The 21532-nt window shown below is 66.6% G+C and carries 16 protein-coding genes; 3 read left to right on the top strand and 13 right to left on the bottom strand.

Annotated elements, in window-relative coordinates; all coding sequences use genetic code 11:
* Positions 1-33 precede the first annotated feature (33 nt).
* Positions 34-1563, top strand: a complete 1530-nt coding sequence (locus ABWW33_RS13895) for an amidase (protein ID WP_353402240.1) — start codon at positions 34-36, stop codon at positions 1561-1563.
* Here ABWW33_RS13895 and ABWW33_RS13890 read toward each other — a convergent pair.
* Genes ABWW33_RS13890 through ABWW33_RS13875 form a run of 4 tightly spaced genes read right to left on the bottom strand, consistent with a single transcriptional unit; the run spans position 1560 to position 8731 of the window.
* Positions 1560-2483, bottom strand: coding sequence for a LysR family transcriptional regulator (locus ABWW33_RS13890; RefSeq protein ID WP_353402238.1), 924 nt, complete (start codon positions 2481-2483; stop codon positions 1560-1562). The two genes, ABWW33_RS13895 and ABWW33_RS13890, sit on opposite strands and share 4 nt — an antisense overlap.
* 6 nt (positions 2484-2489) lie before the next feature.
* Positions 2490-4361 carry a CocE/NonD family hydrolase gene (locus tag ABWW33_RS13885; protein ID WP_353402236.1) on the bottom strand — a complete coding sequence of 624 codons (1872 nt, stop codon included), beginning with the start codon at positions 4359-4361 and terminating at the stop codon, positions 2490-2492.
* 24 nt (positions 4362-4385) lie between these two features.
* Positions 4386-5837 (bottom strand): YfcC family protein, encoded by a 1452-nt coding sequence (locus ABWW33_RS13880; RefSeq protein ID WP_353402235.1) that lies wholly within the window; start codon positions 5835-5837, stop codon positions 4386-4388.
* 26 nt (positions 5838-5863) lie between these two features.
* Positions 5864-8731, bottom strand: coding sequence for a TonB-dependent receptor (locus ABWW33_RS13875; RefSeq protein WP_353402233.1), 2868 nt, complete (start codon positions 8729-8731; stop codon positions 5864-5866).
* Positions 8732-8987: 256 nt separating this feature from the next.
* On the opposite strand from ABWW33_RS13875, the gene ABWW33_RS13870 reads away from it, so the two are divergent.
* Both ABWW33_RS13870 and ABWW33_RS13865 read left to right on the top strand, forming a co-directional pair.
* Positions 8988-10514: a DUF1800 domain-containing protein gene (locus tag ABWW33_RS13870; protein WP_353402231.1), complete on the top strand. Its 1527-nt coding sequence runs from the start codon at positions 8988-8990 to the stop codon at positions 10512-10514.
* Positions 10515-10525: 11 nt separating this feature from the next.
* Positions 10526-11713, top strand: coding sequence for a DUF1501 domain-containing protein (locus tag ABWW33_RS13865; protein ID WP_353402229.1), 1188 nt, complete (start codon positions 10526-10528; stop codon positions 11711-11713).
* Positions 11714-11719: 6 nt separating this feature from the next.
* Here the strand turns inward: ABWW33_RS13865 and ABWW33_RS13860 are convergent, their stop codons facing one another.
* The 9 genes from ABWW33_RS13860 to ABWW33_RS13820 all read right to left on the bottom strand — a co-directional run bounded on the left by ABWW33_RS13860 (position 11720) and on the right by ABWW33_RS13820 (position 21521).
* Positions 11720-12277 carry a TetR/AcrR family transcriptional regulator gene (locus ABWW33_RS13860; RefSeq protein ID WP_176653785.1) on the bottom strand — a complete coding sequence of 186 codons (558 nt, stop codon included), beginning with the start codon at positions 12275-12277 and terminating at the stop codon, positions 11720-11722.
* A gap of 10 nt (positions 12278-12287) precedes the next feature.
* Entirely contained in the window at positions 12288-12755 is a 468-nt protein-coding gene (locus ABWW33_RS13855; RefSeq protein WP_176653784.1) for a nuclear transport factor 2 family protein, read from the bottom strand.
* Positions 12756-12851: 96 nt separating this feature from the next.
* Positions 12852-15194, bottom strand: coding sequence for a glycoside hydrolase family 31 protein (locus tag ABWW33_RS13850; RefSeq protein ID WP_353402227.1), 2343 nt, complete (start codon positions 15192-15194; stop codon positions 12852-12854).
* A gap of 122 nt (positions 15195-15316) precedes the next feature.
* Positions 15317-16135: a formate dehydrogenase accessory sulfurtransferase FdhD gene (gene fdhD / locus ABWW33_RS13845; protein WP_353402225.1), complete on the bottom strand. Its 819-nt coding sequence runs from the start codon at positions 16133-16135 to the stop codon at positions 15317-15319.
* Positions 16136-16191: 56 nt separating this feature from the next.
* Positions 16192-16965 (bottom strand): GNAT family N-acetyltransferase, encoded by a 774-nt coding sequence (locus tag ABWW33_RS13840; RefSeq protein WP_176653782.1) that lies wholly within the window; start codon positions 16963-16965, stop codon positions 16192-16194.
* 97 nt (positions 16966-17062) lie between these two features.
* Positions 17063-17647, bottom strand: coding sequence for a hypothetical protein (locus ABWW33_RS13835; RefSeq protein WP_353402223.1), 585 nt, complete (start codon positions 17645-17647; stop codon positions 17063-17065).
* A gap of 64 nt (positions 17648-17711) precedes the next feature.
* A complete protein-coding gene (locus ABWW33_RS13830; RefSeq protein WP_353402221.1) occupies positions 17712-18092 on the bottom strand; it encodes a response regulator in 381 nt (126 codons plus the stop codon).
* On the bottom strand, positions 18089-20758 hold the full coding sequence (locus tag ABWW33_RS13825) for an ATP-binding protein (RefSeq protein ID WP_353402220.1): 2670 nt from the start codon (positions 20756-20758) through the stop codon (positions 18089-18091). Before ABWW33_RS13825 ends, ABWW33_RS13830 begins: the two co-directional genes overlap by 4 nt.
* Positions 20739-21521, bottom strand: a complete 783-nt coding sequence (locus tag ABWW33_RS13820; protein ID WP_353402218.1) for a substrate-binding periplasmic protein — start codon at positions 21519-21521, stop codon at positions 20739-20741. The genes ABWW33_RS13825 and ABWW33_RS13820 overlap by 20 nt, the downstream gene beginning before the upstream one ends.
* Positions 21522-21532: the final 11 nt, after the last annotated feature.

Genomic DNA, 21532 nt, shown 5'->3' with positions numbered 1-21532 from the left:
ATGCTGGTCGCACACAGACTCCCTGCCACACATATGAACATCAAACCCGCCACCGGCGCCGTTGCGCTGGCGTTTTTCGCATCAGGCCCGGCCGTCGCAGCTCCCGCAACACCGTTCCCGTTGGTGGAAGCCACCATCGCCGGCATGCACCGGGCCATGCGCGACCACGGCCTGACCTGCCGCCGGGTGGTACAAGGCTATCTGGCCCGGATCCAGGCCTATGACCTGCAAGGACCGGCGCTGCGTGCCGTCATCACGGTCAATCCGCAAGCGCTGGACGAGGCGGACCGCCAGGACGCCTTGTTCCGCAAGGACGGCCTGCAAGGGACGCTGCATTGCGTCACGCTGCTGGTCAAGGACAACGTGGACACGGCAGGCATGCCGACTACCGGCGGCGCCAGGGCCTTCGCCACCAACCGCCCGCCTGCGGACGCCGCGGTGGTGGCGCGCCTGAAGGCCGCGGGTGCCATCGTGCTGGCCAAAGCCAACCTGGACGAATTCGCCTTTACCTACCGGGGCTCGTCGTCGATGGCCGGACAAACGCTGAATCCCTACGACACCGGCATCACGCCCGGTGGCTCGTCGTCCGGCACCGCCAGCGGCGTCGCCGCCAGCATGGCAATGGTGGGCATCGGCACCGACACTGGCGGCTCCGGCCGGGTTCCAGCCGCCGTCCAGGGCTTGATCGGCATCCGCCCAAGCCTGCGCCTGCTGAACCAGGACGGCATCCTGCCGCTGGCCCACACCGAAGACACCGCCGCGCCGATCTGCCGCACCGTCGAGGATTGCGCCCTGCTGCTGCAGGCGATGCGCGGCGCGGGGCCGGACTATCGCGCCGGCCTGCGGGTCGATGGTTTGCGCGGCGCCCGCATCGGCGTGGTGCGCCAGTTGTTCCCAGCCACGTCGCCGGCCGCATCGCCGGCCCGTTTCAACGCCACGCTGGAGGAGGCGCTGACGCGCATGCGCGCCGCCGGAGCCGTCGTCGAGGACGTGCAGTTGCCGGACCTGGGCGCGATACTGGCCGAATTCAAAACCGTCAAACCCTACGAGTTCAAGGGCGACCTGGAACGCTACCTGGCACGCTGGCCGTCGGACGCGGACGGCCACTTGCGCAGCTACCGCCAGTTGCTGGACAGCGGGCGGTTCGAAGAACGCAACAAGGCGCCGTTGGCGGAATATGATGCTTTGGGCACGGAGCCGATGCGCAACCAGGACTACGTACACAACGTCACCGCCCGCTTCCCGCGCGTCCAGGCCTGCCTGACGCGCGCGCTGGAAGGCTACGACGTGCTGCTCTACCCCACCCGCGCCAACCTGAACCTGGACCAGGACGGCAAGGTCTCCAACAATCCGCAAACCAGCCGCCTCAGTTCCTGGAGCGGCTATCCCGCGCTGTCCATGCCGGTGGCGATGGTGACGCCGGAGGGCCGGGCGCCGCAGCCGGTCGGCATCGAATTGCTCGCGCGCGAGTTCGATGAAGCCACGCTGCTGCGCATCGCCTACGGCTGGCAGCAAACGGCGCAGCCGCGCCGCGCTCCCGCGCTGACGCCGGAACTGCGCTAGGAAGTCGCGATGTCCGCTCCCAGCCCGAAGTGGCTGCGGGTCTGCTTGAGGAATTCCGTGGCCAGCCGGGTCGGCGCCGCCAGCGAGGACGTGACAAACGCATAGTCGTTCTGCAACCGCGGTTCGAACGGCCGTATCGCGCTGCCAGGCCGCAGGTAGGGCCGTGCCAGCAACTCATTGACCAGGGCGACCCCGAGACCGCGTTCGGCCAGAGCGCAGGCCGAACCGACCGTATGCGTTTCCAGCCGCACGTCGGGCCGCACGCCCGCGCGCAGGAAGGCGGCTTCGATCTGGGCCCGCGACATGCGCCCCAGTCCCAGCAAAATCAGCGGATGGCCGCGCAGCAGCTGCGGCGTCAGCACATCATGGCCGCACAACGGATGATCGGCCGCCATCACGCAGGCGGTGGCGCTGCTGACCACATGCTCGGAGCGCAGGTCCGGGCGGTCCACCGGCAGTTTGACGAAGCCGCAATCGGCCGCGCGCGTCGCGACCATCGCCTTCGACGTTTCGATGCTGCGCGAATCGACGGACAGCCGCACGCGCGGAAAGCGCTGCAGGAACGCCGCCACGATATCCGGCAGCACACCCTCCGAAAAACTGGGCGGCGCCACCACTTTCAGCTGACCGACCCGATAGTCGGCGATATCGCGTATCAGGCTGAAGACCCGCTCCACGCTGCCCAGCGACAGGTCGACCTCCTCGTATAGCAGCAGGCCGTCCTGGGTCGGCACCAGCCGCCCGTGATCACGGAAGAACAGCTCAAAGCCGATCTGCTGTTCCAGCTGCGCCAGCAGGCGGCTGACCGCCGGCTGGCTCAAGCCCATGCGGCGCGCCGCCTCCGTCACCGAGCCAGTGCTGACGATGGCGTGAAAGCCACGCAGCGCGCGCAGGTTGATCTGGTCGGTCAGCTGCGCCATGGCGCCTCATCCGGGTATGACGGGCAGCACCACATGCGAGGGTCGCGAGCGGTCGAGGTAGAGGCGGTTGTGCGCCACCACCGGAACGCTGGCGGTGCCGGCCGGCGCGCCGGTGTTGGGGTTGGCATCGAAATGCGGGAAGTTGCTGCTGCTGATGTCGATGCGTATGCGATGCCCTGCCTCGAAGCGGTTGCTGGTCGGGTAGGCTGGAATCTGGATCTGGTAAACGACATCGGCTTCCATCGGCGTTGGGTGTTCAAAGGAGTCGCGAAAACGCATCCTCAGTATGCCATGCGCCAGGTTGATTGCACAGCCGTCCGGATAGTCCGCGCTGGGCGGATACACGTCCAGCAGCTTGATGGTGAAGTCGGTGTCGCGCGCCGACGACGATACCCACAGCTTCGCCACCACCTGCCCCGTCAACTCGACCGCCGATTCGAGCGGCGCCGTCTCGAACACCAGCACGTCCCGCCGCTGCGCCAGCGGTCCATATGGCGGCCGGGCGCCGAACACGGCCGCCGTGGTGCGCTGGTCGAAGGAGCCGGCCGCCATCACCGGCGCGCCGGAGGCGATGGCGCCGCCTATCGTCGGCACCGGATCGGCCGGGTCGTAACGGTAGCCGCGCCAGGGGGCGGACGCCGCAGGCGGTTCGGGGGCCAACGTGCCATCGCCATGCAGATGGAAAACGGCGGCCTGCGCCTGCGGCAGCGGCCAGTCCTGCTCGTCGCGCCAGCGGCCGCCGTGATCCAGCCTGCCGTCGGCGTTCCTGCGGCCGCTGCCGCCGCCCATGACGAAGATTTTTACAGGGGCCGGCAGATAGTCCGGCGCGTTGCCGTCGCCGCGCAGGTGGCGGTCGAACCAGGCCAGCCTCAATGCCGGATAGTCCGGTGCGATATTGCCGTCCAGCGTGGCGGCGGGGCCGAAATCCACATCGCCCGCGTATGTGACCGAGCGCTGTCCATGCGTCCACGGTCCCAGCACCAGCTTGACCGGCGCCTGCTTGATGCGTGACAGGCCGGTGTAGTTTTCGATCGCCGTCAGCGAGTAGGGATCGAACCAGCTGCACAGGTGGACCATCGGCACGTCCGGCCACTGCGCGTGGTGGCCGAGCGCGTACAGTGCGGGGCCGCGCCAGTAGTCGCTGAAGGTCTCGTGCCGCCACTGCTCCAGCACGAACTGCTCGTACTCGGGCGCCGCCGTCACCGGCGAGTAGCCGGGCAGCCAGGGATTGACGGCCATCCAGTCGCGGATATCCTCGCGTTCCAGCGCTTCGCGACGGCGCGCGGATGCCTGCGTCTCCGGCGCCAGGCGGGCATGCTTGAAAGCCCAGGTCAGCTGCTTCAGTTCAAATGCGCCGCCCTGCCGTATGCCGCTGTGGAAGGCGCTGGAAAATCCGCCGGAATCGAGGAACATCGCGCCCAGCCCCGCCGGCGCGCCGGACGCCAGCGCGCTTTGCGCGTGCGCCCCGTACGACAGGCCCAGCGTGCCGATGCGTCCATTGCACCACGGCTGCTGCAGCAGCCAGCGCATGGTGTCGACGCCGTCCTCGCTTTCGTTGACGTACTTGGTAAAACCGCCTTCGGAGGCGTAGCGCCCCCGGCAATCCTGGATCACATAGACGTAGCCGGCGGCGGCGAACCATGCCGCCAGGTCGGGCTTGGGACGGGGCACCGGGTCGGCTGCGCTGCGGTCGCCCTGGTTCGTGCCGCGCTTGTTGTAGGGTGTGCGCTCCAGCAGCACGGCGTAAGGTCCCTGGCTTGCCGGGCCGGGGAAGTAAATGTCCGCAGCCAGGCGCACGCCGTCGCGCATGGTGATCAGCACATTCTGCTGGACCAGCGCGGCGCCGTCGAGGTGGTGGGTGGTGGTGTTGCCAGCCATGTGAGTCTCAATTCTGCATTAACGTTAATAGCCGGTCAGCACGGCGATCACCAGCGCGGCTATCGACAGCACGGTGAACAGGCCGAAGATCGGCAGCACGTAACGGAACCAGCGGCCGTAGGCGATATTGGCGGTGGCCAGATACGCCAGCAACATGCCGGAGGTGGGCGCGAACATATTCATCAAGCCGTTCCCCAGCAGGAAAGCCAGCACCGTGGTCTGGCCGCTGACGCCGACAGTGGCGGCAATCGGCCCCAGGATGGGAATACTGAGCGCGGCCTTGGCCGAGGTGGAGGGAATCAGCAGCGTCAGGAACATCTCGAACACCATCACCAGCGGCGCCACCACCACCGGCGGCAAATGGCCGACATGGTGCGAGGCCCAGGCGATGATGGTGTCGAGGATGCGGCCCTCGCGCAGCACCAGCTCGACGCCACGCGCCATGCCGATCAGCAGCGCGGCCAGCATCATCGAACGCATGCCGTCGACAAAAGCGTGTGCGCCTTCGCGCGGCGTCATGCGGGCGGCGACGCCGATGATGACGGCGGCGGCCACGAACAGCGACGCGAACTGCAGGTCGCGCCAGCCCATTTCGGCCGAGCCCCAGATCAGCAGCACCACCGTCGCGCCCACCGTCAGCAGCACCGCCAGGTGGCGGACCGACAACCTCGCGGCACTGGGCGCCTGCGCCTGCTGCGTGCCGCTGCGACCAAGGCGGATCACGACGCCGATGGCGATGGTCAGCATCACCACCCAGATCGCAAAGCGAAATCCGGCGCCGCTAAACACCGGCACGCCGACCACCGATTGCGCGATCAGCAGCGCCACCGGATTGGTGACCGATGCCAGGTAGCCGACCTTGGCCGCCAGCGTCAGCATGGCGAAGCCGTACATGCGGCTGCGGCCCATGCGCTCGGCCAGCGCGATGACGATGGGGATGATCAGCAGGTATTCCGAGATCAACCCGAGGAAGGTGCTGCCGGCCGAGATGGCGATCATCACCACCGGCGTGACGATGCCGACCCGGCCGCCGGTCAGCGCCAGCAACCGTTCGATGCCGGCGTCCAGCGCGCCGGAAGCGCGCAGCACGCCGAACATGCCGCCCAACAGCAGTATCATCGAGATCAGCGCCGACGACTTGACCAGCCCCGCAGGTATCGTCGTGACGATGGCCGCCGGCGACACCGGCGACACCGTGGCGGGACGCTCCTCCCTGGCTGCCTTGCCGCCCTCCTCGCCGCGCCTGGCCGATACCGCTGCAGGTGGCAGCAGCGCGGCGAGAGTCAGCTCCTTGGGCAGCTCCTGGTAGGTGCCCGGAACAACCGGCGCCGTCTCCGTGCCACCCTTGCGCTGATACTCGCCGGATGGCATCAGCCATGTCAGCCCCACCGCCACCGCCAGCGCGGCCAGCATCATCATCACCGGATCCAGCGCCCAGCGCCGCTGGGTACCCTCTTGTTTGCCGCCGTGGTTCATCGTGCGTCCGTTTCAGGTCGTGGTGCTTAGAACTTGCTCGATACCTTGGCGTAGAAATAGCGTCCACGCACGTCGTAGGTATAGATGTCGAAGTTGATCGGATTGTTCGCGGCCGACAGCGGCGGTTGTTTGTCCCACAGGTTGTCGATGCCGAAGGCCAGGTTCACTTTCCCGCCGGGCAGCGTGTAGCCGAGCTGCACGTCCTGGTAGGTGATCGCCGGCACGGTGCCGCCATTGACCGCGTTGTTCGGCAGGTCGGCGCTGTGGCCGATGTAGCGGGCCTTCCAGGTGGCGCTGTAGTTGCTTGCCAGGTAGCGCAGCGAAGCTTGCGCCTTCACGCGCGGGAAGGTGGAGCGCGGTTGGTCAGACTTGCCTGCGCGGTCGTCCACCACCACGGTGCCATCGGACTGCGGCACATACGAGCGGTACTTCTCCAGGTAGGATACGTCCAGCGCCGAGTCGATCTTGGCCGATGCGACCGGGAACACATAGCGCGCGGTGGCGTCGATGCCGGCCACTTCGATGCGCGACAGATTGACCACCGCCTGCGTCAGCTGGCGCACTTCGCCGGTCGGATTGCGCAGCACCAGGTCGCAGTAGTTGCCGGTGTTGGCGCAAGCCTGCATGATCTGCGTGCCCGTTTGCGAGGCGATGGCGTCCTTCACCTTGATCAGGAACTTGTCGGCGTTGAAGCTCAGGCCCGGCACCGAGGCTGGCGTCCATACCAGACCAAGGCTGTAGGTATCGGCGGTCTCCGGTTTCAGGTTGACGTTGCCGGCGGTGATGCCAGGTGTCAGGCCGCCGTTGAACTGACTCTGGTTGTAGCCGGCCGGTACGCCGGCGCAGCCGGGCTTGCCGGTGCCGCCGCCGTTGCACGGATCGACGGTCTGGAAGTTGGTCTGGCGCTGTCCCTGGTACAGCTCCAGGATGGACGGCGCCCGGAAGCCCTGCGAATAGGTGCCGCGCGCCAGCAGCGACGCCACCGGACGATACAGCACGCCCAGCTTGCTGGTGGCCTTGCCGCCCACCGTGGAATAGCGCGAGTAGCGCACCGCCGCGTCCAGCTCCAGCTTCTCGATACCCGGCAGGCCCGAAAGTATCGGCGCGCTCAGTTCCGCATAGGCTTCCTGCAGGCTGTAGCTGCCGCGCGTGATGTCGCGCGCCGGCGATGTGGTGGTGGCCTGCGCAGCGCCGCCCAGCAGCGGTTGCACCGTCGACGGCGCCGCGACGAAGGCGTCCGGCATGTCCTCGGCCTCCTCCTTGCGATACTCGTAGCCGGCCGCCAGGCCGAGCGAACCGCCTTGCAGCTCCATCAGCGTGCGCGTTGCGTTGACGGCGAAGTCGGTCTGGGTGGCGTTGTTGGCGTCGTGCGCGTTGTAGCGCATGTAGTCCGCCATCGCCGGCGTGATGCTACCGAACAGGTTGAGCGGCACGCAGCCCGGCGTGGCCGTGCACTTGGCCGGCGAGCCGATGCCGAGGTAGATATGGTCCAGGTTCAGCTGGTTGTTCGAATCGAAGGTGGCCCTGCTGGTGGTGCGCGACAGCGTCGCGTCCCAGTCCCAGTCGCCATAAAACTCGGTCTTGCCGTTCACGCCCAGCAGCAGGCGCGCGGTGTCGACGTTCTGGATGTTGTTGCGGTTGCCCACTTCGGTCGGTACGCGCTGGATGCGGAACGCAGATCCGGAGAAGCCCAGCGCATTCGCGGCCGGCACGCCGTTGGCCGTGCCGAACGGGTTGTACTGCTGGTCGACCGGAATGGCGAAGCCGTTGCTGCCGCGGATATCGAGCGGGAACGGCGCGAACAACTGGCTCGATTCGCGCGTCGAATACATGCCCTCGACATGGGCGGTGATGTCGTCGTTCAGGCGATACGTCAGGCGGCCGAACAGGCCGGCGCGGCGGCTCGGGCCATTCGAATAGATGCCCTGGGTTTGCGTGTTGTAGTAGTCGCCGGGCAGCGCGGCGGTGTGGAAGCTGTCGTCGGCCAGCGCGCCGGCGCCCGGGGTGAGCGCGCCCTGGTTGCGGGTGATGGCGTTGGCCGCGTTCGACGCGAAACCGGCGCCGGTGCCGAAGTATTTGTTGTTCGACAGGCCGGGCAGCACGTACAGCCCCTGCGGGCTGGTGGGCGCCGCCGTCAGCGGCGACAGCGCGGCGCGGGTGGCGTCGCGGTCCGCCGTCAGAATGGGCTTGGAGTCGTTGTAGCTGGCCGACAGGAACACCGAGCCCTTATCCAGCTTGGTGCCCCAGTTGATAAAACCGTTGTAGTTGCGGGCGTCGCTGCGCGAACTCTCGCCGATGCGCAGGTCGGTCTCGAAGCCTTCCAGCTTGCGGCGGGTGTGGATGTTGACCACGCCGGCGATGGCGTCGGCGCCGTAGATCGCCGAGGCGCCGTCCTTCAGCACTTCGATATGGTCGATCATGCCCAGCGGGATGGAGTTCAGGTCGACGAAGTCGCGGAAGCCGCGCCCCCCGGTGGCGTTGACCCAGCGGTGGCCGTCCACCAGCACCAAGGTGCGGTTGCCGCTGCCTTCCGCGCTGCCCAGGTAGCGCAGGTTGATCGAGCTGACGCCGAACGCGGTGCCCTGCGTGCCGTTGGAATTGAGGCTGACGCCGACGTTCGGCATGGCCTGCAGCAGGTCGCCGACCGATGTCGGCGCGGCGTATTTGATGTCGTCCTTGGTCAGCGTCAGCATCGGGCCGACGGTGTCGTTGTCGCGCCGGACGATGCGCGAGCCGGTGACCCGCACCACTTCCACCGGCGCCGCGTCGGCCGCCGTGCCGGCGCTCTCCGTCGCCGCCTGCTTTACCGCCTCCTGTGCCGCGGCGCCGGCAGCCGTGGAACCCAGCGCCAACATGGCCGCCGCATACAAGGACCAATTCTTATTCGAAGCCATTGCTTTCCCCATTCATTGTTCGGTTTACTATCAGATTGCTACGTTCTTGTGCACGGATCAAGAATATGAGCAAACCGGAAACCATCACAATCGTATGACGAAAATCGATGACCTTATGTTTTTTTGATATACAGGTGGGAACAGCCGTAACATTTTGTTGCACGATACACAAAAGACATACAGCAATTGAGCAAGCTTGGCATACTGTTCCATCTATACTCCGCCGATGAGGCCGACAACCATGCCGATACCATCCATGCCTACCCGTTCCCTGTCCGGTTGCGGCGCCCTGTTGCTGCTGGCCGGCTGCGCCGCGACCGGCGGGGCCGGCCCCTCCGCCGTCACGCCGGAGCAGCTGAGTGGCGCCCTGAACCGCGTCAGCTGGGGCGTCAGCCTGGGCACCTACCGGCAAGCGGAAAAAATCGGCTATGAAGCGTGGCTGGAGCAGCAGCTGCATCCCGCGCCCGCCGTGCTGCCGGCCGCCGTGCAGGCGCAGATCGACGCCATGACCATCGCCAGAAAGCCGCTGGTGCAGCTGAACCAGGACCTCGAGCAGCAGCGCAAGGACGCCGACAAGATCGCAGTCGACGACGAGAAGAAAGCCGCGCAGCAGGCCTACCAGCAGGAGATGAACCGCGTGGCCAAGGAGGCGGCCACCCGCTCGCTGCTGCGCGACCTGTACTCGCCCAACCAGTTGCAGGAGCAGATGACGTGGTTCTGGCTGAACCACTTCAACGTCCATCAGGGCAAGAGCAACCTGCGCGCGCTGGTCGGCGACTACGAGGACACGGCCTTGCGCCCGCACGCGCTGGGCAAGTTCCGCGACCTGCTGGCGGCCACGCTGCGTCATCCGGCCATGATCCGCTACCTGGACAATGAACAGAACGCCGCCAACCGCATCAACGAAAACTATGCGCGCGAACTGATGGAGCTGCACACGCTGGGCGTGGACGGCGGCTACAGCCAGCGCGACGTGCAGGAGCTGGCGCGCATCCTCACCGGCGTCGGCGTTAACCTCGGCACGGCGGCGCCCAACGTCAAGAAGGAATTGCAGGCGCAGTATGTGCGTCAAGGCCTGTTTGAATTCAACCCGAACCGCCACGACTACGGCAACAAGGAGTTCCTGGGACAGACCGTCAAGGGCCGGGGCCTGGCGGAAGTGGACGAGGCACTGGACCGCCTGAGCCGCCATCCCGCCACGGCGCATTTCGTCAGCCGCAAGCTGGCGCTCTACTTCGTCGCGGACGAGCCGCCGCCGGCGCTGGTGGAGCGCATGTCGTCCACGTTCCTGTCCAGCGACGGCGACATCGCCGCCGTGCTGCGCACCCTGTTCACGTCGGCCGAGTTCACGCAGTCGCTGGGCGGTAAATTCAAGGACCCGGTGCACTACGTGGTCTCCGCCGTGCGCCTGACCTACGACGACAAGACCATCCTCAACACCGGGCCGATGCTGTACTGGCTCACGCGCATGGCCGAACCCCTGTACGGCCGCCAGACGCCGGACGGCTATCCACTGACGCAGTCGGGATGGGCCAGTCCGGGCCAGATGACGACCCGCTTCGAGATCGCCAAGGCCATCGGCTCCGGCAACGCCGGCCTGTTCAAGACCGAAGGCCCGCAGGCTCAGGAGCGCCCAGCCTTCCCGCAACTGGCCAACGCGCTGTATTACCAGTCGCTGCAAAAGACCATCGCCCCCGCCACGCTGAAGGTGCTGGACCAGGCCACCTCGCCGCAGGAGTGGAATACCTTCCTGCTGTCGTCGCCCGAACTGATGCACCGCTAAGGAGAAGCGCCATGAAACGCCGCACCCTGCTTCAATCGCTGGCCGCCCTGCCCGCCGCCGCACTGGCCGGCAACCTGTGGGCCGCGCCGGCCAGCAAGACGCGATTGCTGTTCGTCTTCATGCGCGGCGGCTACGACGCCACCAACCTGCTGGTGCCGATCTCCAGCCAGTACTACTACCAGGTGCGGCCCAACATCGCCGTGCCCAGGCCCAGCGCCGAGCTCAATTCCGCGCTGCCGATAGACGGCGACTGGGGCCTGCATCCGGCCCTGCGCGACAGCATCTATCCGCTGTTCACGGCGGGCCAGGCCGCCTTCGTGCCGTTCGCCGGCACCGAGGATATCTCGCGCAGCCACTTCGAAACGCAGGACAGCATCGAACTGGGCCAGCCGCTGGACCGCACGCGCGACTACCGCTCCGGCTTCCTGAACCGGCTGGCCGCGACCCTGAACGCGGACAAGGCCAGCGCCATCTCCTTCACCGACCAGCTGCCGCTGATCATGCAAGGCAGCGCGCAGTTGCCGAACATGGCGCTGCGCTCGATCGCCAAACCCTCGGTCGACGCCCGCCAGGCCAGGCTGATCGCCGCCATGTACGACGGCACGCCGCTGGCGCAGCAGGTGCGCGACGGCTTCGTGGTGCGCGAGGACGTGATGAAGGAAATGATAGGCGAGATGGACGCGGCCAACCGCAACGCCATCACCGCCAAGGGCTTCGAGCTGGAAGCGCGCCGCATCGCCAAACTGATGAAGGACAAATACAACATCGGCTTCGTCGACGTCGGCGGCTGGGACACGCACGTCGGCCAGGGCGGCGCCACCGGCTACCTGGCCGGCCGCCTCGATGAACTGGGGCGCGGCCTGGCCGGCTATGCGCAGGAGATGGGGCCGGACTGGAAAGACACGGTGGTCATCGTCGTCAGCGAATTCGGCCGCACCTTCCGCGAGAACGGCAACCGCGGCACCGACCATGGCCACGGCACCGTGTACTGGGTGCTGGGCGGCGGCGTCCAGGGCGGCAAGGTGCGCGGCGAGCAGATACGGCTGGAGCAATCGACGCTGTTCCAGAACCGCGACTACCCGGTGCTCAACGAATACCGCGCCATGTTCGGCGGCCTGCTGGCGCGCATGTACGGCCTCAATGCCGGCCAGGTCGAGCAGATTTTCGGCACCAGGGGACGCGACATCGGGCTGGTATAAAACGGACTATGGCTGCGACAACCTTTGCCGCATGCGCTCCAGCGTGCGCATGAACAGTTCCGGTTCGCCGGCCGCGCGCGCCAGCACCAGCGCGCCCTGGATGCCGCCGACGATGTCCTCGGACAGCGCCCGCGCGGCGGCGGGCTCGCGGCCGGCGCGCAGCAGCGCATCGGCCAGCGCATCGACCCATTCGGCGAAATAGCCCTGCACCTTGGCGGCGAAACGGTCGCGCTCATAGCCCAGCGCGAACACGCCGACCAGGCACACCTTGCGCCCCGACAGAAAGTAACGGCCGACCGCGACGAACATCCGCTCCACGCCCTGCGCCGGGTCCTCCGCGCGCAGCGGCTGGAACACCTGGTCGCGGAACCAGCCGTCGATCTCGGCCAGCACGGCGTCGGCCATCTCGTCCTTCCCGCCGGGGAAGAAGTTGTAGATGCTGCCCTTGCCCAGCTTCGTCCCTTCCGAGATGCGGGCCAGGCTCGCGCCCTCGTAGCCGTAGGTGCGGAATACTTCCGCCAGCAGCGGAATCACGTCGCCGCGCTCGACCATTACTCTTGCCATTTTTACTTTCTTAAAAACCGAAATCGCTCAATCCCGGATGATCGGCCGGGCGCGGCGCGTTCTGATCCCAGAAGAACTTGCGCTCGGCCGCCGCGATCGGCGCTTCATTGATGCTGGCCAGGCGCAGGCGCATCAAGCCGTCGTCGTTGAATTCCCAGTTCTCGTTGCCGTAGGCGCGATACCACTGGCCGGAGTCGTCATGGTATTCGTAGGCGAAGCGGACCGCAATGCGGTTGCCCTCGAATGCCCACAATTCCTTGATCAGGCGGTACTCCTGTTCGCGCGTCCATTTGCGCGTCAGCAGGCCGACGATCTCGGCGCGGCCGGTGACGAATTCGGCGCGGTTGCGCCAGCGGCAGTCCTCGGTGTAGGCCAGTGAAACCTTCTCTGGATTGCGGGTATTCCAGCCATCTTCGGCCATGCGGACTTTTTGGATCGCGGTTTCGCGGGTGAACGGGGGCAGCGGGGGGCGGGTCATGAGAGTTCCTTTTGAGGATAAGTAAGATTGTACCGATCGGTACAATCAATATAATCCGCCGACCGCCGGGATGCAAGCGAAATTTTTACTCGATTATTAGCGGCATGCGGGCAGGCCGACCGAGACCGCCTGTCCGCTGTAGCTGACCGCGACCGCCTTGCCTTGCGGCGCGGCGCCGCAGACGATGCTGAACGTCTGCCGCGCCGGCATGCCCGGATACTGCCCCTGGCGCGCGGACAGCGTCAGCTGGCGCGTCTTGTCGTTCCATTCCAGACGCGTGGTGGCGTAGCGCCCCTGCTCGTAGCCGTAGCCGTCGCCTTCATCGTCGTACAGCTCGAAGCTGGCGTCGCGGCCGGGATAGACGCGCAGCTCGAGCGGCGCGCTGCTCGGCTCATCCGCATACTGCTTGACCGGGCCAAGCGGCACGATGCTGCCGGCGCGCGCAAACAGCGGCAAGGTCGCGATATCGGCCTTGGCGGCGATGACCTGGCCGCCCGCATGGCGCGCGCCGGTCCAGAAATCGATCCACTGCCCGCCGGCCGGCAGGTATACCGTGCGCACCGCCGCCGACGGCTGCACCACCGGATTGACCAGCAAGGCCGGGCCGAACATGTACTGGTCGGTAATCGCCAGCGCTTCGCGGTCGGCGCGGAAGTCCATCGCCAGCGGGCGCATCATGCTGCCGCCACGGTGCGTCACGTCCCACGACATCGAGTAAATGTACGGCAGCAGGCGATAGCGCAGCCGGTCGTAAGACAGCAGGATCTTCTGGGTCGCGGGCGGGAACTGCCACAGTTCCTTGCCGTCCCCGGTGCCGTGGACGCGGAACATGGGATTGAACGCGCCGAACTGGTACCAGCGCGTGAACAGCTCCGCATAGGCCGGATCGCTTGGCTTGCCGCCAAAGAAGCCGCCGATGTCGGCCGACCAGTAGGGAATGCCGCTCAGACTGAAATTCAGGCCGGCCGGAATCTGGCGCCGGAAGGTGTCCCAGTTGCCGTTGGTGTCGCCGGACCAGGTGATGGCCGCGTTGCGCTGCTGGCCGGCGTAGGCCGAACGGGTCAGGATGAAGGAACGCTTCTCCGGCACATCGCGCCGCGCGCCCTGGTACACCGCGGCGGTGTGCCACAACGGATAGGCGTTATAGACCTCGGCGCCCGGCCCCTGCGCGGTGGCCACGGACCGCATCTGGCCCCAGTCGCCGCCCAGTTCCGCCTCGCTGCCGTCGAGCCACCAGCCGTCGAAGCCGAGGCGGCCCAGGCGCTGCATGATCTGCTGCCAGTACAGGGCGCGGCCGGACTCGGAAAACGCGTCGTACCAGCGTCCCTTGCCCTCGGGGTAGACGTTGCGGTAGGTGGCCGGGTAGACCGCGCCGGCCTGATCGAGCGCGGCCAGATTGGCCAGCCCGAGGTCGAACCTGGCCCAGACCGAGATGATGGAATGAATATGGTCGGCATGCAGCGCCCGCACCATGCCGGCCGGATCGGGGAAGCGGGCCGGATCGAATTCGTGACTGCCCCAGCCGCCTTGCGGCCAATACTGCCAATCCTGCACCACCGCGTCGAACGGCACGCCCATGGCGCGGTAGCGGCGGCCGACGGCCAGCAATTCCTCCTGGGTTTGATAGCGTTCCTTCGACTGCCACAGTCCCCAGGTCCAGCGCGCCATCATGGGTGCGGCGCCGGTCAGGTCGCGGTAGCCGGCGATGACCTGGTCAAGCTCCGGGCCGAGGATGAAATGGTAGTCGATCCCCTGCCCCGCCTCAGAACGCAGCACCAGTTGCCCGCTTTGCGGCAGGCCGGCGTCGACATCGGTGACCGCGGCGTTGTTCCACAGGATGCCGTAGCCGGCCGACGACACCAGCATCGGCACGCCCACATCGCGATTGGCCTGCTGCAGCCGCACCGTGCTGCCGCGATAATCGAGCAATCCGTTCTGATGCTGGCCCAGCCCGTAGATGGCTTCTTCGCCCATGCCGAACGACTGGCTCAGCGCCCCGCCTCCGGGTGGCGGCAGCTGCGGTGCCCCGCTCTCGGCGACGACCGGCTTGCCGGCCGCATCGAGAAACGCCACCGCGCCGCTGGCCTTGTCCACCACGACCCGCAGCGCCGGCATCGACAGCTCCACCTTGGCGCCGCTGTCGTTGACCGTCCACGCAACGGTACGCGGCGGCGCGATCACCGCCGGGTTGTAGCCGCCCTGCCAGCCGGCGTCCCGCGCATAGCGCACATGGATGATGCGGTCGGACCAGGGTTCGAGCGACAGCATGCCGCTGGCCGTCTTGATGCGCAGCCCTTGGGCGAAGCGTTCGACCGACAGCACGGCGTTCCCCTGCTGCGCCATGCCGGCGGCAGACGGTTCCGCGCCGAAAGCCGGCGCGGCCGCCGAGGTGGAAAGCAGCATGGCGGCCAGCAGATGGCGGGAGATGGTTCGGTTCATGGCGGGCGGCGGCGAGTATGGACAACAGCCGATACTAGGCACTTCTCCCTGATGCGGCCAATAACTTTTTGGTGCGTTCAGATACCGCTTTGGGTATCGCTTCCGGTATCGCAGCGATCAGATCAGGTATATTCCACGCAGCCGTCCTTGCGGCAGAAGCTCACCAGCTTGACGCGCGCTTCGGCCGCGATGTCGATCGCCAGCGTGCTCGGAGCGGAGATCGTCGCCAGCATCGGGATGTTCATGCGCGCCGCCTTGCGCACCAACTCGTAGCTGGCGCGGCTGGACATGAAGACGAAACCGCCCTGCATGTCCACGCCGTCGCGCGCCAGGTGGCCGATCAATTTGTCGAGCGCATTGTGGCGGCCGACGTCCTCGCACACGCGCAGGACGGCGCCGCCGGCATCGCACCATGCGGCGCCGTGCACGCCGCCGGTGGCACTCATCAGCTCCTGGTGCCGGCCCAGCTCCGCCACCGCGCGGGCGATTGCCGGCGGCAGCGTGGCCGCGTCATGCAATGGCGGCGCCGTGATCGGCGGCGGCGACATGTCCAGTAATTCCAGGCTCTCGATGCCGCACACGCCGCAGCCGCTGCGGCCCGCCATCGAACGGCGCTGCTGCTTCAGTTGAACGAAATCTTCCTGGGCGATGGTGAGGTTGACCTCGAAGCTGCGCGCGTGCTCCCGCAGTTCGATGTCGAATACATCGCCGGCCTTGGCGACCAGCCCTTCGGTGAGCGCAAAGCCCAGCGCGAATGCTTCCAGCTCGCGCGGCGTGACCATCATGACGGCATGCGAAATGCCATTGACGACCAGCGCCACCGGCAGCTCCTCGGCGACGCGGTCGTTGGCGCGGCCGGCATTGTCGGACGACGTGCCGCGATGGCGCAGCACGGAGCGCTCCTGGTATCCGGTCCGGTCGGTTTCTGTATCGAACTTCATTGCAGCCCCGCAGAATAAGCACTGCGGCTTATTCTACACGGGGCGGCGGGGATCCGTCAGGCAGCCATCTGTTCGCCGGCCACGCCGTAGTGGCGGGCGTAGCGGCCGTCCAGGTTGGCCAGCGGCAGCAGCAGGAACAGGTCGGCGCTTTCGAAATCAGGATCCCATGCCGGTTCGCCGCAAATCCAGGCGCCCGAACGCATGTAGCCCTTCAGCAGCGGCGGCACCTGCGGCTTTTGCGCGGCTTCCAGCTTGGAGAACGGGAACGGCAGGTGCGGCGTGACGCGGTACTCGGACGGCGCCAGGTGCTGTGCCGCCAGCGACTGGTAGACGGCGACGGCATTGTGGCCGCCATCGGCCAGGCTGATGCTGGCGCAGCCGACCAGGTAGTCGCAATTCTCGCGGCGCATGTATTCGGCCAGGCCGGACCACAGCAGCATGATGACGCTGCCGCCGCGGTAGTCGGGGTGGATGCAGGCGCGGCCCGCTTCGACCATGCGGCCGCGCAGGTTGTTCAGGCGGCCGAGGTCGAACTCGCCCTCGGAGTAGACGCGGCCCAGTTTGCGGGCGCGCGAGGCGCTCAGCAGGCGGTAGGTACCGACCACTTTCAAGGTGGCGGTATCGCGCACGATCAGGTGATCGCAGTGCTCGTCGAATTCGTCGCTGTCGAGGCCATCTTCGCGGACGAGCGAACTCAGTCCCATGGTTTCGATGAACACCTTGTAGCGCAGGCGTTGAACTTCACGCAGTTCTTCCGGCGTGCTTGCCATACTGAGTACCAGCTTGCCGGACGTTGCTCGGGCGTCCGCTTGTATGATCGAGGTTTGCATGCTTCATCCTTTCTGTGGAAGACGAAGCAAGCGTAACCAGCGAATACTTCAAGAAAATGACAGCCTAATGTCATTTTCGTGACATGTTGTTTTTAAATCAGCTTTTCTTTGGACGGCCGGTCTTCAGCTGCGGCAGGCTGGTCAGCACGTTTTGCAGCGTGGCAAGGTCGATCTGGCTGATCAGGGCGACGCCGATACGCAGCAACTCGCTCTTTTTGATCTCGAAACCGGCTTTCAGGCAGGCTTTCTTGACCTGGCCCAGCACCGCATATTCCTGCTCTGGCATGGTGAAGCTGTCGCGCACCAGCTTTTCCTTCTGAACCTTGACCTTGGCTTCCGGCGCGGCTGGCTTGGCTGCGGATGGCTTGGCTGCGGCCTTGGGCGCTGGTTTGGCTGCGGCCTTGGGGGCGGCCTTGGGGGCGGCTTTAGGGGCTGCCTTGGGTGCTGGTTTGGCTGCGGCCTTAGGTGCGGCTTTAGGAGCGGCGGCTTTAGGAGCGGCGGCTTTAGGTGCGGCGGCCTTAGGTGCTGCCTTGGCGGCAGCGGCTTTCGGCGCAGGTTTGGCGGCGGCCTTCACGACTGGCTTGGCTGCGGCCTTCGGCGCTGCTGCCTTCGGTGCGGGTTTTGCGGCGGCAGGCTTGGCGGGCGCGGGTTTTTCGGCGGTCTTTGCGGCAGGTTTGTTCATATCTACTCCATTTTTTGTTCAACAATATAAACAATATATATCATTTACGCAGTTTTTGCTTGCCTCATCGCAAATGCGCCGCGACGCGAGTAAATAAAACGTCCGGATTGACCGGCTTGCGCAGGAAATCCACCGCGCCCACGCTGCGCCCCATGGCCTCGTCTTCGGCCTGGCTCTTGGCGGTCAGGAACACCACCGGAATGGCGCTGCTGCGCGGATCGGCTTTCAGCCGGCGGCAGGTTTCAAAGCCATCCATGTCCGGCATCATGATATCGAGCAGTATCAGATCCACCGGCGCCGCGGCGACAATCTGCAGCGCCATGGCGCCGCTGGTGGCGACCTTGGTGTTGTACTTGTCCTTCAAGAGGCTGGACAACAGCGTGATGTTGTCGGGCGTATCGTCGACGATCAATACAGTGGGCAGGTTTTTATTTTTCGTGTTCATGGGTTCTCCTGGTCTCTTGCTGCTGCCGCCAGCAACTTGCCGGCGGCTTCGAATTCGTAATGCTCCATGTGGCTGGTGAGGCGGCCCATCGTCAGCGGCGGCAACAGCGTCGCCAGGGCCTCGCGCACGCTGTCGAAATAATCGAGGCTGTCGCCGCTGAACTCCGCCAGCAGCGCCCGCAGTTCCGCCAGCGCCTGGTGCGCATCCTGCCCGCCGGCGTCGGCGCGTGGCGGCAGCGGCGGGATCACCTTCATCGACAGCCCGAGCCAGCGCGTCAGCACGCTGTAGAGGCGCTGCGGATCGATAGGCTTGGTGATGTAGTCCTGCATGCCCTCCTCCAGGCACTGCGCACGCATGCCGGCCAGCGCGTTCGAGGTCACGGCCACCACCGGCAGCTCGTCGAAGCGGCTGTCCTGGCGCAGCAGGCGCACCGCCTCATGGCCGTCCATCACCGGCATGCCCAGGTCCATCAGCACCAGGTCGTAGGTGTCCGGGCCGGCCGCGTGCAGGCGGTCCAGCGCCTCGCGGCCGTTATGGACCACATCCACGCTGACGCCCTGCAGATCCAGCAGTCCGATGGTCACATCCTGGTTGACCAGGCTGTCGTCCGCCAGCAGGACGCGCGCCGCGCGGCGCGGCGACTCCTGCAGCGTCAGCTCCCCAGGCTGGGCGGGATACAGGGCTGCCTGCTTCTTCAGCGCCGATGCGTCGGACAACGCAAACTGCAAATCGAAATGGAAGGTCGAGCCCTGCTCGACTTCGCTCTGGACGTCGATATGCCCGCCCATCAGCCGCACCAGCTGCTGCGAGATCGACAGCCCCAGGCCGGTGCCGCCGTAGTGGCGGGTGGTCGAGCCGTTGGCCTGGCTGAAGGCGCGGAACAGCCGGGACTTCTGCTGCGCCGTCATGCCGATGCCGGTGTCGCGCACCGAGAAGCGCAACGTGGCTTTGCCGCCGTCGACCGCCGGCTCGCGCACCGAGCAGCGCAATTCCAGCTCGCCCTCGGCGGTGAACTTGACCGCGTTGTTGGCCAGGTTGATCAGCACCTGTCCCAGCCGCAGCGGATCGCCGACCAGGTAGGGCGGCACGTCCGGCGCCACTTCCACCAGGTAGCGCAGCTGCTTGTCGGCCGCGCGCTGCGCCGTCACGCTCGACACATTGGCCAGCACCTCCTCCAGCGCAAACGGGATCGCCTCCATTTCCAGCCGCCCCGCCTCGATCTTGGAGAAGTCCAGGATGTCGTTGATGATCCCCAGCAGCGACAAGGCCGCGCGGTGGATCTTGCTGATGTAGTCGTGCTGCTTGGGCGTCATCTCCGTGCGCAGCGCCAGGTAGGCCATGCCGATGACGGCGCTCATCGGCGTGCGGATCTCGTGGCTCATATTGGCCAGGAATTCGGATTTGGCGACGTTGGCCGCCTCCGCCATCACGTTGGCATTGACCAGCTTTTGCTCGCGCTCGCGGCGGTCGCTGATGTCGCGGATGAAGGCGCAGAATTCGTAGCTGTCCTGCCCTTCCGACTTGACCTGCGTGATCGCCAGCTCGATCGGGAATTCCTCGCCGCTGCGGCGCAGCGCCACCACTTCGATCCGGGTGTCGAGCACGGTCCGGGTCGCGCTGCCGCCGGCCATGTAGCGCTGCATGCCGCGCCGGTGGTCGTAGCGGTAGCGCGGCGGGATGATGGTCTTGTCCAGCGCCAGGCCGATCGCCTCGTCGCGGCTCCAGCCGAAGATCCGCTCGGCCTGCGTGTTCCAGCCGACGATGCGTCCGGCCAGGTCCATGCGCACCACCGCGTCGAGCGCGGTATCGACGATGGTCTGCAGCTTGGCCTTGCTGTCGCTGACCATCTGCATGGAGCCGGTCAGCTCCCGGGTGCGGGCGTCGATGCGCTTTTCCAGGTCGCTGTTCAATTCGCGCAGTTCCTGTTCGGCGTCGCGCAACCGGGTCATGGTGTCGCGGAAGCGCAGCACGGCGTCGGACAGGCGCCCGACCTGGTCCTCGCGGCCGATGCCGGAGAGGTTGATGTCGGTCTCGCCGCGCGTCAGCTTTTCCAGCCCGTCCTGGATATCGGCGAACGGCCGCGCCGCGCGCCGGCCCACCACGAAGATCGACAGCACGATCCCCAGCGCCAGCAGCAGGTTGGCCGCCACCGTGTTGTAGATCTGGCGGCGCAGGTCCTGGTCCATCTGCTGGCGCGAGAACGCCAGGTCGATGGAGCCGACCGGATAACTGCGGCGCACGTCGGTGAAGTTGATGTCGCGATGCACCTTGATCGCCGCCACCGGCTCGCGCAGCGGCGACACGTAGCTGGCCAGCTCCGCGCCGTTCGGCGCCAGCACGCGCAGCACCAGCACCTCAGGCGTGGCGCCCGAGGCGTCGACCACGCTGGAGACGGCGGCGCTGTTGATGTCGAACAGCGGCCGCGCCAGCGCCTGCGACAGCACGTCGGCCAGCCGCTCGGCGCGCTCGCGCAGGTTCTGCTCGGCCTCGGTGCGCAGCGTCTTCATCACATAGGTGGTGTAGACGGCGGTCGACAGCGCCACCGCCACGAAGATGCCGAAGCCGAGACGAAGCAGGATGTCGCGCCGCCATGCGCTGCGCAGGCGCGCCAGCGGGCCGCCCGGGATCAGCACCGGATCCAGCGCGTCAATGACGGACTCCTTCAATAGCTTCGAGCTTCCTGTAGGCGGCGCTGTTGCGGGCTTCCTCGACCGCGCGCCAGATGCGCTCGGCCAGCTGCGGCCGCGCCGCCACCATGCCGTGCGACAGGATCAGGAAGTACGGCTTCTCGATGATGGGCACCGGCAGCTGCTCGAGCTGCGGCGCCAGCGGCCCGTTCATCAGGCCATGGGCGTCGCTGCCGCCGACCGCCGCGGCGGCCACGCGGCCGGCGATCAGCTTGCGCGCCAGCTCGTCGGCCCGCTGGCTGCCCTCGTCCACCTCGATGTTCTGCGCGCGCAGCACGTCGCCGACCGAGTAGCCCAGCTGGAAGCCGACCGCGCCGTCGAGGTTGCGGAAGCTCTTGCCGTCCCAATCGACCCTGCTGCCCTTCTTGCGGATCACCACATAGCTGTCGATGTGCATGCGCTTGCCGGCGTCGATCTGCTGCCCGCCCGGATACTCGCCCAGTTCGCGCCGGTCCGGCTTGTAGCTGACGGCGAAGGCACCGTCGACCGCGTTCGCCTTCAGCTGCGCCAGGCAGCGCTTCCATGGGATGCCTTGAAATTCGAAATGGATGTCGAGCCGCTTTTCGACCATCTTGAGCAGCTCGAAATTCAGGCCGCCCCCTTTTTCGGTACGCCAGGGCAGCACGTCCTGCTGCTCGAAGCACAGCGTGACGTTGGTGTCCCCGGCCTTGTCGGCGGCGGCGGCGGGAAACGACAGGGCCAGCAGCGCATAGGCGCAGCAGCGTTTGATCCTGTCGGTCATGGGCATCTCCT

The organism is Duganella hordei, from assembly GCF_040369125.1.
GTDB classification, from domain to species: Bacteria; Pseudomonadota; Gammaproteobacteria; order Burkholderiales; family Burkholderiaceae_D; genus Rugamonas; species Rugamonas hordei.
Note: the sequence above shows the minus strand (reverse complement) of the source record. Positions and strands in the feature narration are given on the sequence as shown.